This window comes from Streptomyces sp. NPDC056169 (genome assembly GCF_042268445.1).
GTDB lineage: Bacteria > Actinomycetota > Actinomycetes > Streptomycetales > Streptomycetaceae > Streptomyces.
Genome location: NZ_JBHJUO010000012.1, coordinates 182358 through 196172, shown reverse-complemented (window position 1 = coordinate 196172; position 13815 = coordinate 182358). Strand labels below are relative to the sequence as shown.

At 73.0% G+C, this 13815-nt stretch carries 9 protein-coding genes and 1 tRNA gene; 3 read left to right on the top strand and 7 right to left on the bottom strand.

Translation table 11 applies throughout. The features are described from left to right. Positions 1–354 precede the first annotated feature (354 nt). Positions 355–2412, top strand: coding sequence for a putative bifunctional diguanylate cyclase/phosphodiesterase (locus ACFC0G_RS21545; RefSeq protein ID WP_376405539.1), 2058 nt, complete (start codon positions 355–357; stop codon positions 2410–2412). A gap of 187 nt (positions 2413–2599) precedes the next feature. On the opposite strand, the gene ACFC0G_RS21540 is transcribed toward ACFC0G_RS21545, so the two are convergent. Together ACFC0G_RS21540 and ACFC0G_RS21535 are read right to left on the bottom strand one after the other, a co-directional pair. After that, positions 2600–4309, bottom strand: a complete 1710-nt coding sequence (locus ACFC0G_RS21540; protein ID WP_376405537.1) for a glycosyl hydrolase family 18 protein — start codon at positions 4307–4309, stop codon at positions 2600–2602. Between the two features lie 259 nt (positions 4310–4568). Then, entirely contained in the window at positions 4569–5678 is a 1110-nt protein-coding gene (locus tag ACFC0G_RS21535; RefSeq protein WP_376405535.1) for an LLM class flavin-dependent oxidoreductase, read from the bottom strand. A 359-nt stretch (positions 5679–6037) separates the two neighbouring features. Between ACFC0G_RS21535 and ACFC0G_RS21530 the strand changes: the two genes are divergently transcribed. Together ACFC0G_RS21530 and ACFC0G_RS21525 are read left to right on the top strand one after the other, a co-directional pair. Continuing rightward, positions 6038–6796: an IclR family transcriptional regulator gene (locus ACFC0G_RS21530; protein WP_024758909.1), complete on the top strand. Its 759-nt coding sequence runs from the start codon at positions 6038–6040 to the stop codon at positions 6794–6796. A gap of 87 nt (positions 6797–6883) precedes the next feature. Next, positions 6884–6957: transfer RNA gene (locus tag ACFC0G_RS21525), tRNA-Lys, on the top strand. 86 nt (positions 6958–7043) lie between these two features. Here ACFC0G_RS21525 and ACFC0G_RS21520 read toward each other — a convergent pair. From ACFC0G_RS21520 to ACFC0G_RS21500, 5 genes are all read right to left on the bottom strand, one after another. Continuing rightward, positions 7044–7715 carry a response regulator gene (locus tag ACFC0G_RS21520; RefSeq protein ID WP_376405532.1) on the bottom strand — a complete coding sequence of 224 codons (672 nt, stop codon included), beginning with the start codon at positions 7713–7715 and terminating at the stop codon, positions 7044–7046. Further along, complete coding sequence (locus ACFC0G_RS21515; RefSeq protein WP_376405530.1) at positions 7637–8950, bottom strand: sensor domain-containing protein; 1314 nt, start codon at positions 8948–8950, stop codon at positions 7637–7639. The genes ACFC0G_RS21520 and ACFC0G_RS21515 overlap by 79 nt, the downstream gene beginning before the upstream one ends. Positions 8951–9046: 96 nt before the next feature. Next, positions 9047–10708, bottom strand: coding sequence for a long-chain-fatty-acid--CoA ligase (locus ACFC0G_RS21510; RefSeq protein ID WP_376405528.1), 1662 nt, complete (start codon positions 10706–10708; stop codon positions 9047–9049). Between the two features lie 81 nt (positions 10709–10789). Then, a complete protein-coding gene (locus ACFC0G_RS21505) occupies positions 10790–11383 on the bottom strand; it encodes a lytic polysaccharide monooxygenase (protein WP_376405768.1) in 594 nt (197 codons plus the stop codon). Positions 11384–11528: 145 nt separating this feature from the next. Beyond that, positions 11529–13796: an SPFH domain-containing protein gene (locus ACFC0G_RS21500; RefSeq protein ID WP_376405526.1), complete on the bottom strand. Its 2268-nt coding sequence runs from the start codon at positions 13794–13796 to the stop codon at positions 11529–11531. Positions 13797–13815 lie beyond the last annotated feature (19 nt).

Genomic DNA, 13815 nt, shown 5'->3' with positions numbered 1-13815 from the left:
TGGACCTCCGGATCGATAGGGCGGGACACCACAACCACCTTGTGATGGTTTGCGGCGTTTCGCATGTTTCCGCTGCCCCGGTCGGGTGAGGGAGCACCGCGGGGTCGACGCGACACGAGCGGGCATCGGCTCACGGAAAGTCACAATCGGTCACGTCACCACCGACCCGTGTCAGACCCGTGCAGAAACGGTCAGGCGGGGGGTGGCGGTGGGGAGCCTCACAGCGGTCGGCGCTCCCCGCGGCGGCCTCGAAGCTGGAACGGGCCCCCGAGCTGGCTCTATGATCGGCACACTTTCCTTGGCCGACCATCCCGACCACATGTGAACGGCCCGACTGCACTACGGGAGCGAGCGGTGAGCGAAACCCCCGAAGGACCGGTGCATCCAGAGCCGCCGGAGACGACCCCGACCGACCTCGCCGTCACGGAGCGTCACGTCGACCCCTGTGCCACGCAACAGACCGGCCACGACCCCGGCCACGTCGCCGACCTCCGGCCCGGCCTCTGGTCCGGTCGCCGCCCCGAGTTCGACCCCGAGCTCCGGACCGACCGCCGGACCGGGCTCCCCACCGACCGCCGGGCCGCCGAACTCCGGGACTACCGCGCCGCCTTCCGGGCCGCGCAGCTCGCCATGGCCGTCGTCGACCAGGACGGCATCGTCGTCACGGCCAACGACTCCTTCGGCGCCCTCCTCGGGACCGAGGCCGGGGCGCTCCGCGAGCAGGCCGCCGCCGATCTCGTCGACCTCGCCTCCGACGGCCGCACCTGGCACGCGTACCGCGAGGTGCTCCGCGGCCGCCGCTCCCGCTTCCGCTGCACGCGCCGCCTCAAGCACCCCGACGGGCGCTCACTGTGGGCCGAGGTCACCGTCTCCCCCGTACCGGACAGCCGGCGCGTCCTCCTGTCGATCGCGGACATCAGCGACCGGCGCGAGCTCCAGGCGCGGCTGCGCCACCTCCAGATGCACGACCCGGTGACCCGGCTGCCCAACCGGGCCCTGTTCTTCGAGCGGCTCTCGGCCGCGCTGGAGGCCGCCGCCCAGGACGCCGCCCAGACCGCCGCCGAGGAGATCGCCCAGGACGTCGCGACGGACGGCGCGCCGCCGGTCGGCTCGTCATACGAGTCGCATGAGTCACACGAGTCACATGAGTCGTACGGGTATGGCAGAACAGGGCGGATCGGTCTCTGCTACCTCGATCTCGACGGCTTCAAGGCCGTCAACGACACCCTCGGCCACCGCATCGGCGACCGGCTCCTCGCCGCCGTCGCCGCCCGCCTGACGGAGTGCGCGGACAGCGACGGCTACACCCGCAGCGGCGGCCACCTCGTGGCGCGGCTCGGCGGCGACGAGTTCGCGATCCTCGTCGAGGACTCCACCGGTACGGAGCAACTGGCCGACCTGGCCCGCTCGGTGCTCCGCGCGCTCCAGCTCCCCTTCGACCTGGGCGGTCAGCGGCTCGCGGTCTCCGCCTCGATCGGCGTCGTCGAGCGCACCGCGCACGGGACGACGGCGACCGCGCTCATGCAGGCCGCCGACACCACGCTGTACTGGGCGAAGGCGGACGGCAAGGCCCGCTGGACCCTCTTCGACCCGGAGCGCAACGCCCACCGGATGACCCGGCAGGCCCTCTCCTCCACGCTCCGCCCGGCCGTGGAGCGCGGGGAGTTCGGCCTGGAGTACCAGCCGCTCGTGGATCTGGCGGACGGGGCGGTGCGCGGGGTGGAGGCGCTGGTGCGCTGGAACCACCCGCAGTTCGGCTCGCTCCCGCCGAATCGGTTCATCGGCATCGCCGAGGAGGACGGCTCCATCGTCGAGCTCGGGCGGTGGGTCCTGCGGACCGCCTGCCGGCAGGCCCGGCAGTGGCAGAAGGACCATCCGCGCGAGCGCCCGATCTTCGTCAGCGTCAACGTGGCGGTCCGTCAGGTCTGGGACTCCGACCTCGTCGCGGACGTCGCCGGGATCCTCGCGGAGACCGGGCTCGCCCCGCACCTGCTCCAGCTCGAACTGACCGAGTCCGCCGTGATGGGCTCGGCCGGACGGCCGCTCCAGGCCCTCCAGGCGCTGAGCGACATGGGCGTGCGGATCGCGATCGACGACTTCGGCACCGGCTACTCGAACCTCGCCTATCTGAGCCGGCTGCCGGTCTCCGTGCTCAAGCTGGACGGCTCCTTCGTCCGCGGCTTCCAGGACGAGGAGCACGCCAACCCGGCCGACGAGCTGATCGTCGAGGCGCTCGTCCAGCTCGCGCACCGGCTCGGGCTCACGGTCACCGCCGAGTGCGTCGAGACCTCGGGGCAGGCCGCCCGGCTGCGCCGGATCGGCTGCGACACGGGGCAGGGCTGGCTGTACTCGCGGGCGGTGGCCCCGGACCGTATCGCCGAACTGATCGGCACGGAGCCCCTGCGGGTCTGACCCCGCCCGACCCTTACGACCCCGACCCGTACGACCCCGCCCGCCCTCGCCCCCGCCCCCGTAGGACGCAGGGCATGGAACTGCCCCCGGCCGGAGGGACATTCCGGGCGGGGGCAGTGGCTCATGAGGTGGTGCGCGGTGGGGTACCGCGTGGGGTGCCGAGTGGGGTGCTCAGCGGGTCAGGCACTCAGCAGGCGCCGAGGTCCTTCCAGACGCCCCACTCGCCGGTCGTGCCCGGCGTCTCGTTCTGGGTCCACCACTGGGCCTTGTACTTGCGGCCGTTGTGGGAGACCTCGTTGCCCGAGTTGTAGACCGTGCCGGCCACGTACGCCGGGACCGAGCCGCAGCCCGTGGGCGGCGTCGTCGGAGGCGTGGTCGGGGGCGTGGTGGGCGGGGTGGTGGGCGGCGTCGTCGGCGGGGTGGTCGGCGGCGTCGTGGTCGGCGGGGTGGTGGTGGCGCCGAGCGCGGTGTTGATCTGGCCCAGCAGGGTGGCGTTGTCGTCCAGGCCGAGGAGCGAGTACATCATCGCGCCGGCCAGGCCGCGCTGCTTGGAGTAGTCCACGCGGGCCTGGATGGACTTCTGGTTGAGGCCGGTGAAGAACTCGCCGTCCTTGTAGAAGTACGAGGACTTCGACTGGTCGTCCCAGAAGGTCGTCGACGCGTTGTCGACGATGCCGCCGAGCTCCTTGTAGTGCGCGATGCCGGCCTGCTGGCTCAGCGGGCGGACGTTGGAGCCGCCGGTCGCGGTCTGCGCGAGGCCGTTGGTCGTGCCGGCCGGCACGCCCTTCCAGCCGCGGTAGTAGAACTCGTAGCCCAGGGTCAGCTTGTTGGCGGGGAAGCCGCCCGCGATGCCGTAGGTCGGGTTGCCGTCGATCCAGGAGTCGATGGCCGAGTCGATGCTGTACTTCTCGGTGCCCGGCGCGATCACGTCGGTCGGGTCGTTCGTCGAGGGGTACAGCGGGGACTGGTGGTACGTCGGCCCGTCGCCGTCCCAGGCGCCGTGCATGTCGTACGTCATGATGTTGGCGTAGTCCAAGTACTGGCCGATCTTGTCGGTCTCGATGTACTTGATCTTGTCCTGGCCGGCCGGGAGGGCCGAGGTCAGCAGGTACTTCTTGCCGCCGTTGGCCGCGCCGTACTCGTCGAGCTGCTTGCGGAACTCGGCGAGGAGGAGGGTGAAGTTCTGCTTGTCCTCGGGGGCGTAGTGGTTGCCCAGGTGGCCGCCGGAGGAGCCCGGGTACTCCCAGTCGATGTCGATGCCGTCGAAGATGCCGGCCGCCGTGCCCGCGCCGCCGAAGCCGCCCTCGACGGGCAGGTTGCCCTTGATGTACTGGTCGATGCAGGAGGAGACGAGCTTCTTGCGGCTCGCGTCCGTCTTCGCCGCGTCGCTGAAGTACTTGGAGTAGGTCCAGCCGCCGAGCGAGATGTTGATCTTCAGGTGGGGGTACTTCGCCTTCAGTTCCTTGAACTGGTTGAAGACGCCCACGATCGGCTGGTCCCACTTGTCGGCGACGCCGTCGACGCTGTCCGCCGCGCTGAAGGACTTCTGGTAGTCGGCGTACGAGTCGCCCGCACCGTCACCCGCGTTGGGGTTGTTGTCGTCACCGGCGGCCTTGTTGGCCTCGAAACAGGTGAGGTTGGTGGGGTGGATGTTGCCGAACGAGTAGTTGATGACGTCCAGCTTGCTCGCGATGCCCCGGGTGTCGAGGTGCTTGGGGTAGAACGCGTTGCCGTAGACGCTCCACTGGTCGTAGTACGCGATGCGCACGTTGCCCGCAGAGGCAGTGGTCGACGAGTCGGCCGCCTGGGCGGAGCCGAGGCCGACGGTCGCGGCAAGCGCGCCGGCGGCGAGGGCCGAGCTGAGAAGCGCGGCGATCAAGGGCTTACGGGGGTGCACGTGCGGCCTCCGAAGTGGGGGAGAACTGGGTGGTGCCGTACAGGAGCTGAGGAAGTGATAACCGGCACATGAACATCGCGTCAATGGTCTGAACCAGATTGAGGACTAGACCAATTCGCGCACGAAAGCCCTTGTCAGAGAGGTGCAGCACAAAGCGGAACCGCCCGCCACCATGGGTGACGAGCGGTTTAAGGTTCGCTTAGGGGTGCCGCGAGGGTGGTTCAGGGGTGAACCAACCGGTCGCGGAATCCCGGGTTTTTTACCCGGCCGACCCCGGCTCGGAGTCCGACGGCGCGGGGAGATCGGGGAGCTCGGGGAGCTCGTACGCGTCGGCGATCAGCTCGTAGCTCCGGATCCGGGCCTCCCCGCCGTGCCCGTTGGCCGTGATCATCAGCTCGTCCGCGCCCGTGCGCTTCCGGAGGTCGTCCAGCCCCGTCCGGACCTCGTCCGGGGTGCCGTAGACGATGTTCGCCAGCCAGCCGTCGACGAACTCCCGCTCGGCGGGGCTGAAGTCGTACGCCTCCGCCTCCTCAGGCGTCGGCACCAGGCCCGGCCTGCCGGTGCGCAGGCGCAGCATCGCGAGGGCGCCCGCGAGGACCTCGCCGCGCGCCCGCGCCGCCTCGTCGGCGGCGAACGCCGAGACGCCGATCATCGCGTACGGGGCGTCGAGGACCCCCGAGGGCCGGAAGGAGTCCCGGTAGAGGTCGAGCGCCGGGATCGTGTTGCGGGCGGAGAAGTGGTGGGCGAAGGCGAAGGGCAGCCCGAGCAGGCCGGCGAGGCGGGCGCTGAAGCCGGAGGAGCCGAGCAGCCAGACCGGCGGCCGGCCCTTCGGGCCCTGCACGGGGCCGGGCACGGCGTGGATCCGGGCGTACGGGTGCCCGTCCGGGAAGTCGTCGTCCAGGAAACGGGTGAGCTCGGCGAGCTGCTCCGGGAAGTCGTCGGCACCTTCGTTCAGGGTGTTCGTGCGCCGCAGGGCGGCGGCCGTGGCGCCGTCGGTGCCGGGGGCGCGGCCGAGCCCGAGGTCGATCCGGCCCGGGGCGAAGGCCTCCAGGGTGCCGAACTGCTCGGCGATGACGAGCGGGGCGTGGTTGGGCAGCATCACGCCGCCGGAGCCGAGGCGGATGCGGCGGGTGTGGGCGGCGAGGTGGGCGAGGATCACGGCCGGGGACGAGGAGGCGACGCCGGGCATGGAGTGGTGTTCGGCCACCCAGTGCCGATGGAAGCCGCGCCGCTCGGCGAGCCGGCTCAGCTCGACGCTGGTGGCCAGCGCCTGTGTCGCGGTCCGCCCGCTGCCGACGGTCACCAGGTCCAGTACGGACAGCGGTACGGGCGCGGTTCCCCGCACCTCTCCTCGAATAGCGTCGGTCACCGTAGGGACCCTCCTCGGCACACGTGCGGTTGGTGCGGACACTGCATCCGATCCACAACAGGAGGGGGTCTCCGGTTATTCCGTACGTTCTCGGCCACCGGAAGGGCCCTGGGCGGGTCCGCTTCCACGTAAAAAATCTTCCGGTCCTCACCACCCGAACGCGCGCGCGAACCCGACCCCGCACGGCCCTGACCTGAGACTCCCTGAAGGAGTCATGACATAGGCATATGCCAGGGTGGTGCGCCGCAGCGTACGGCGGGGATCCTCCGCATCATTCTCGCCAACAGCCGCCCCTGAAACGGTCCTTGGCGGCTATCGTGGTACGAAAGCTTGCGGTCACAACCTGGTAGGGGGAAACCGTGGCGCTGAAGCCCGAGCCCACCGCGCCGTTCCACTCGGTGCAATACGCCTTGCGCGTCCTCGAGACGGTCTCACGGCACGGTGGCGGAGTGACGGACGTCCAGATCGCCCGCGAGACCGGCCTGCCCGTCGCCCACCTCTCGTCACTGCTCCTCATGCTCCGCCGCGAGGGGTACGTCGAGCAGGTCGCCGACGGCGCCTACGTCATCGGGGACTCCCTCGTCCTCCTCGGTTCCGGCCTGACCCGCCGCGAAGCGCTGGAGGCCAAGCTCCAGGAGACCCTGACCGAACTGCGCGACTCCGTCGGCGCGGCCGTCTACATCAGCCGCTACATCGACGGCGAGGTGAAGATCACCCAGTTCGCCGACGGCCCGCGCACCCCGAAGGTCAACGAGTGGGTGGACTTCCGCTCGGCGGCGCACGCCAGCGCGGTCGGCAAGTGCCTGCTCACCCAGCTCGACCAGAACGGGCGGCGGGACCACCTCGCCCGCCACAAGATCGCCCGGCTGACCTCCCGGACGATCACCAACGAGCGGATCCTCTTCTCGAAGCTCGACAGCCAGCCGGCGACCGTCCCCGTGCTGGACCTCCAGGAGTACGCGGTCGGCACGGTCTGCGCCGCCGTCCCGCTGACGGCGGGCTCGGCCGTGGGCTGCCTGGCGCTCTCCCTGCCGATCGAGCACGCCCACCGGCTGCGCGCCGCGGCGGACACGCTCAACCGGCGGGCCGCTCCGGTGGTGCTGTCGCTGGCGATCTAGCCGGGGTGCGCGAACCCGCCGGACGGTGCTCCGGCGGGGCGGTCACGAGCACCCCGGAACACCAGGTAGTATTTTCTCTGTCAGCAAGCGCCGCTAGCTCAGTTGGTTAGAGCAGCTGACTCTTAATCAGCGGGTCCGGGGTTCGAGTCCCTGGCGGCGCACAGACAGAGAAAGCCCCTCGCTTCGGCGGGGGGCTTTCTTGTCGTGCTCGTGCGCGTACTCCCGCTCCTCCCGCCCCTCCCGCCCCTCAGGCCCTGAGGTAGGTGAGGACGGCGAGGACGCGGCGGTGGGTGTCCTCGGCCTGCGGCAGGTCGAGCTTGGCCAGGATGTTCCCGATGTGCTTGCCGACGGCGGCCTCGGTCACCACGAGCCGGCGGGCGATCTCCCCGTTGGAGTGCCCCTCCGCGACCAGGCCGAGGACCTCCCGCTCGCGCGGGGTCAGCGCCTCCAGCGGGTCCCGGTGGCGGCGCAGCAGCTGCCGTACGACCTCGGGATCGACGACCGTACCGCCGTCGGCGACCTGGGTGAGGGCCTCGACGAACTCCTCGACCTGCCCCACCCGGTCCTTCAGGAGGTAGCCGACGCCGGTGCCGTCGCCCGAGTCGAGGAGGTCGGCGGCGTAGCTGCGCTGCACGTACTGGCTGAGGACGAGGACCGGCAGGCCGGGCCGCTCGGCGCGGAGCGCGACGGCGGCGCGCAGCCCCTCGTCCTGGAAGCCGGGCGGCATCCGGACGTCGGTGACGACGATGTCCGGGTCGTGGGCGCCGACCGCCTCGCGCAGGCCGTCGGCGTCACCGACGGCGGCGACGACCTCGTGGCCGAAACGCGTCAGGAACCCGATCAGTCCCTCGCGGAGGAGGACGCTGTCCTCGGCGAGGACGACGCGGAGCTTTCGGGGAGCGCGGGGAGCGATCGGCACGGGATCTCCACTCGGAGGAGGGTCGGCCCGCCCGGCGGGCTCATGATCGTCAGTGTGCCATCGAGGACGGCGATCCGGTCGGCGAGTCCGGTGAGCCCGCTGCCCCGGGCCGGGTCGGCGGCGCCCCGCCCGTCGTCCTCGACGTCGAGCCGCAGGACGCCGTCCGCGTGCCGGGCGGTGATCCTCGCCTGGGCGGCCCCGCTGTGCTTGCCGATGTTGGCGAGCGCCTCGCAGCCCGCGAAGTAGCCGGCGCTCTCCACGGAGGCGGGCAGCCGGGGCAGCTCGATGTCGGTGGCGACGGGGACGGCCGAGCGGTCGGCGGCGTCGGCGAGGGCCGCGCCGAGGCCGTAGTCGGCCAGGACCTGCGGATGGATGCCGTGGATCAGCTCCCGCAGCTCGGTCAGGACCTGCCCTGCCTCCGCGTGGGCCTTGGCCAGCTGGTCGGCGAGCGGTCCCGGCGGGGCGTCGAGGCGGGCGAGGCCGAGGGTCATGGTGAGGGCCACGAGCCGCTGCTGGGCGCCGTCGTGGAGGTCGCGCTCGATGCGGCGGCGCTCGGCCTCGAAGGCGTCGACGAGCCGGGCGCGGGAGGCGATGACCTCACCGATCCCGCCGTCCCCCGCGTCGGTCTCGCGCGGGGCGAGCAGGGCCCGGGCGAGGGCGGCGCGGGCCCCGGCGACGGCGGCGAGGGGGTAGGCGAGGGCGACGAGGAGGAGGGCGCCGAGGAGGGCGGCGGCGAAGGCCTCGGGGTAGGAGGTGACCAGGTACGCCTTGACGACCTTGGCCTCGTGGCCGTCGGCCGCCAGCTGGAACGGGGCGCTGAGGAGGGCGACGGGCAGGCCGACGCCGACGGCGAGCGCGATGAGGTCGAGGGGCCACAGGACGGTGGCGAGCAGCAGCCCGTACCCGAGCTCCCGCCAGGTCGCCTGCTCCCCCGCGCGGAGCCGGAGCCAGGCGGCCAGGCCGGGTGCGGTGGGGACGCGGTGCGGGTCGGGGGCCGGGTCCAGGTCGACGAGCCTCAGCCGGAGCCGCTCGACGGAGCCGAGGGCGACCCCGGAGAGGAGGAGCAGCGGCAGCCCGACGAGGAACAGCGAGAACACCCCGAGCACGAGGAGCACGAGACAGGCGAGGCCCCCGACGATCCCCCCGGTCGCGAGGTACCCGGCGGCCCGCCAGGGCCAGGAGCCGAGCGGGAAGCGTGACCGGGTGAGCGCCTGCCAGGGGTTACGGGGTTCCATGGGCGCCCACGGTAGGCGCGGGACCGGGGGCGGGGCCATGGGCCTGGGGGGCGTGGCGGGGGTGGGGCTGGGCCTACCCCGGGGCCTTCCCGCCGATCAGGCCGGGGTGCGGCCGTGGCGGGCGTACTCCTCCTGGAGGGTGGCGGTCGCCTCGGGGGTCAGGGGTTCGTACGGGGCGGTGGGGGTCGGGCGCCACCAGACCGGGTCAGGGCAGAGGAAGGACGCCCGGCGCAGGCCCACGCGGTGGATCTTGTTGGTGGCCGTGAGGGGCAGCTCGCCCATCACGCGGACGAAGCGCGGCGGCATCTTCGTGCCCAGGTCCGGCTGCGCGGCGAGGAAGTCCGCGAACTCCGCCGGGTCGAAGACGGCCCCCTCGCGCAGGGCCAGCGCCGCCATGACCTGGTCGCCGGCGACCGGGTCCGGTATCGCGTACACCGCCACCCCGGCGGCCCGGTCCCAGCGGGCGAGGATGTTCTCGATCATCGCCGCCGCCAGGTTCTCGCTGTCGACGCGCAGGCGGTCGTCCGTGCGGCCCGCGAAGTAGAGGAAGCCGGCCTCGTCCCGGTAGAAGAGGTCGCCCGTCCAGTACCAGCCCCCGCGCAGCCGGACCGCCTCCGCCTCGGGGTTGCGCCAGTAGCCCTCGAAGGGGCTTCGGCCCCGGTTGACGAGCTCGCCGACCGCCTCGTCCGTGTTGAGGAGCCGTCCCGTGGGCGAGAAGCGGGCCGGTGCGCACTCCTTGCCGGTCTCCGCGTCCAGGACGGCCAGGTCGTCGCCCGGCGCGGCCCGCCCGATCGCCCCGGTCGGGGTGTCCGGGGTCCGCTGGATCGCCGCGCCGCCCTCGGAGGAGCCGTACCCCTCGACGAGCGGGACCCCGAACCGCTCCCGGAACCGGGCCGCGTCGACCGCCCCCGCCTCCGTGCCGAAGCCGAGGCGCAGCCCGTGCGCACGGTCGTCCGGGCCGGGCGGGGTCGCGAGCAGGTACTGGACGGCCCGGCCCACGTACGTGAAGTAGGTGGCGCCGAAGCGGCGTACGTCGGGCAGGAAGCCGGACGCCGAGAAGCGGGCCCGCAGCGCGACTCCCGCGCCCGCGGAGAGCGCGGGCGCCCAGTCCGCGATCACCGCGTTGCCGTGGAACATCGGCATGCAGACGTAGTGGACGTCGTCGGCCCGTACGCCGAAGTGGGCGACGAGCGAGGCGCCGGCGGCCGCGAGCCGTCCCTGGCTGCAGAGCGCGGCTTTGGGCGCGCCCGTCGAACCGGAGGTGAAGGAGAGCAGGAAGCGGCTGTCGGGGCGTACGGGACCGAGGGTCGCGTCGCCGGGGCGGGCGTCCCCGTAGGGGGCGAGGAGCTCCCGGTAGGCGTCGGTGTCCGTGACGAGGATCCGCAGCCCGGGCAGCGCCAGGCCGTCGAGGAGCGGCAGGTGGGCGCGCTGGGTGACCAGGATCCGGCAGTCGGTGTGCCGGATGTCCCGGGCGAGTTCGGCGCCGCGCCGGGTGGGGTTGATCCCGGCGACGGCGGCCCCCGCGAGGGCCGCCGCGCTGAGCCAGAGCGGGTACTCCGGCGTGTTGTCGAGCAGGATGCCGAGGTGCGGCTCGCGCCCCGGCAGGGGTGGCATCAGGTCCACGAGCAGTGCGGCCCGCGCGGCGGCGCCCGCGGCGACCTCGTGGTGGCTGAGGGTGTGGTGCTCGTCCCTCAGGCCGATCCGGTGGTCGCCCCATTGGCGCCGTACGAGCTCCGCGACGGTGTCCGCACCCCTCATGGACCGGACTTTAACTGACGTTCCGTCAGATCTGAACGGTCAGGACGCGACCGTCAGAACGCGACGGTCAGGACGCGGCCGTCAGAACTTGACGTCCGAGCAGGCGTAGAAGGCGTTCGCGGTGTCCGCGATCGTCCACACCGCCAGGATCAGGTGACGGCCCGTCTTGCCCGCCGGGATCGTCCCGGAGTGCGAGAGGGTCGCCGGCGGCTGCTGGTTGTTGTAGGGGACGGTGAGGAACGGCTGCGGGTCGAGCGCGGCCCGGGTCAGCTTCTGACTCGGGTCCCAGCCGTTCTTGGTGATGTAGTACTTGAAGTTGCTGGTGGCGTGCCGGGCCGTGAACTGCCAGCGGAAGCTGTAGCTCTGCCCGGACGTGAGCTGCGTCGCGGGCCACGCACCGCCTCGGGGGTCGTCGAGCTGGGCGAACTGCGTGAGCCCGGCGGAACAGATCTTGCCGTCGGCGGGACCGGCGGCGGGGAAGCCCTTGAGGCCCTCGACCGACTGCGGCTCCCACTGGATGGAGCCGCAGTTGGTCACGGTGCCGTTGGCGCAGAGCTTCTGACGGCTGATCGGCGAGTCGGTGTAGCCGTGGCTTCCCGCGCTGCCGGTGGCGAGGAGGGAGGCGCCGGCGACGCCGAGCGCCACCACCGCCGTCCCGACGGACTTCTTGCGCATGTGCATGCTGTCGCTCCAGGAGAACGTGGGGGAGTTCCGTTGGGCCGTGCGCACGCGTGCGGTCTTACCGGGTTTGCTTCGGGTGACTCATTTTGGTCTGGACCAAGTACCAAGGTATGGACGGAAGTTGAACATGTCCATCCCCTCAGGCCCCCTCCGCCGGCGCCGTCCTCCCCGTGTAGAACGCCACCGTCAGGTCCTTGACCAGCGCCTTGCGCTCGTAGTCGTCCAGCTCCACCAGACCACGACTGGTCAGCCGGTGGACCACGTCGTCCACCGCGTCCACCACCGACGTCAGGACACTGTCCCGGTGCTTCGCGTCGATCGCCGCGATCCGTCGCCTCTGCATCGCCGCCGCGACCTCCGGGGCGTACTCGATACGGGTCGGCTGCGCCGAGAAGACGTCGACCCCGACCGGGGCGCACTCCGCCGACAGCATCCGCGTCAGGGCCTCGCCGACCGCCTCCGCGTCCCGGAGCGTCGGGGCGTCCTCGTGGAAGGCGTCCGCCGGAAGCTGCGACAGCACCCGGGCCATCGCCGCCTCCACCTGCTCGCGCAGGTACTCCTCGTGGCCGTCGACCCCCAGCGCGGCGCGGACGGTGTCCCGCACCCGCCACACGACGAGGACGACGACGTCCAGGGCCGTGCCCTTCGCGTCGACCGCGGGCAGCGGCTCGCTGCGCCAGTGCCGGAGCCGGACGTCGACGCGACGCCGGAGCAGGAGCGGGCTGACCCAGACCAGGCCCGTACGGCGGACGGTGCCGCGGTAGTCGCCGAAGAGGGTCAGGACCCAGGCGTAGCCGACCCGGCCGCGGCCGAGCCCGCCGAGCGCGAAGAGGGTGGCGACGACGCCGAGCGCGAGCAGCGCCCACTGGCCGAGGTGGATGCCGTGGTACGGGCGGGCCGGCAGCCGCAGCATCCGCGCCGCCTCGGCGGGCACGGCCCCGGTCCACCACACGAGCGCCGCGCATCCGGCGAGCGCGAGGGCGCCGCCGGCCACACCGACCCAACCGGGCAGCACCGGGCCTGGCCGCTCGACGAGATCCGGATCGGCGGTGGGCGCGGGGCGGGAGGCGGACCGGGACTGCTCGCGGGTGGGGGCCGGGGGGAGGGCCGGAGTCGGAGCCGGGGTCGAGGACCAGGGCTTGGCTTGCCCCTTGGTCCTCGCCTGCGGCTGCGCCTGCTTCTTCTGGCTCTCGGTCTGCGTCTGCGTCTTCGCGGGTGCCGGGATGGCGGCCTTGCCGTTCTTCGCGGGGGCGGTGGGCGCGGCCATCGCGAGGGTGTCGGGGCCTCCGTCGTCCACGGTCGCGCCGAGCGCGGGGGCGCCGCCCTCCGGCTCGTCGCGGAAGAGCAGGTGCACCGGGATGGAGCCGGTGGTCTCGGCCCCGATCACGTTCTTGCGCCGCGCCACCCGTACGACACCGGCGACGGGCACGGCGAGCGCGGCGACCCGCGCACCCGTGATCCGCGCGAAGTCGGGCACGTCGACGCGCTCCTTCACCACGGAGACCTTGGCGGTGGCCTTCGCGGTGACCGGGGGCACGGGCACGGCGGCGGGCGGGGTGTCCACGGCGGCCGAAGCGGCCACCGGGGCCGACCCGGTCACCGGAGCCGAAGCGGCCACCGGGGCCGGCGACGCGCTGTCGGCCGTCTCCGCCGGTGTACCGGTGGAGGGACGGTCGGCCTCGGGGGTCGCCGTACGGGCGGCGGTCGGGGTCAGGGCGACCGCCGGGGTCGCGGCGACCGTCGGCTTCACGGCGACCGCCGGGTCGACGGGGCGTGCGGTGGCGGGTCGCTCGGCGGCGGGCTGTTCCGCCGCCGGGGAGGCCGCGCTCGGCGCGGTGGGGGCGGGTGCCCCCGCGGGCGCGCTCGTCGGCGGCTCTTGCCGAGGTGCCGCCGGGGCGGACGGCCCCGTGGTCGTACCGGCGACCGAACCCAGGGGGTGCGCGCCCGTCGGCGTAGCCGCCTCGGGAGCCGAAGGGGCGGGCGTACCTGAGGGCGCACCCGAGGGCACACCCGAGGGCGCATCCACGGGCGCGGGCGCACTCGCCGCCGGAGCGGACGGCCCAGCGGTCTCGCCGGGGGCCGGGTGCGGCGCGATCCGGTCGGCCCGATCGGCCGGGGCGGCCGGGGCGGCCGGGGCGGCCGTCGGCGTGTCGGCGACGGTCGGGCTCGGCGGGGCGGCGACGGTCGGGCTCGGAGGCGCGGCGGTCGCGGTCGTGGCCGCCGGGGCAGGTGGTGTCGGGGTCTGGTGCGGGGGCGTGGCCGTGGCCGTGGCGGGCGGTACCGGTTCCCCGCCCGGGTGGGGTGACGTGCGCGGAAGGGTGCCGTCCGTCAGACGTCTGGCCGTGCGGGCCGCGTCACGCGAGGCCGCCGCGCCGGAGTCCGCGGGGGTCGGGGTCGATGCGGTCATTCGGGTCCACCTCATGCTC

Bases quoted from the DNA above. Each gene is read 5' to 3' on its own strand.
- ACFC0G_RS21510 (WP_376405528.1), bottom strand. From the start codon at position 10,708: ATGAGGGGTGCGGACACCGTCGCGGAGCTCGTACGGCGCCAATGGGGC.
- ACFC0G_RS21500 (WP_376405526.1), bottom strand. From the start codon at position 13,796: ATGACCGCATCGACCCCGACCCCCGCGGACTCCGGCGCGGCGGCCTCG.
- ACFC0G_RS21505 (WP_376405768.1), bottom strand. From the start codon at position 11,383: ATGCGCAAGAAGTCCGTCGGGACGGCGGTGGTGGCGCTCGGCGTCGCC.
- ACFC0G_RS21515 (WP_376405530.1), bottom strand. From the start codon at position 8,950: ATGGAACCCCGTAACCCCTGGCAGGCGCTCACCCGGTCACGCTTCCCG.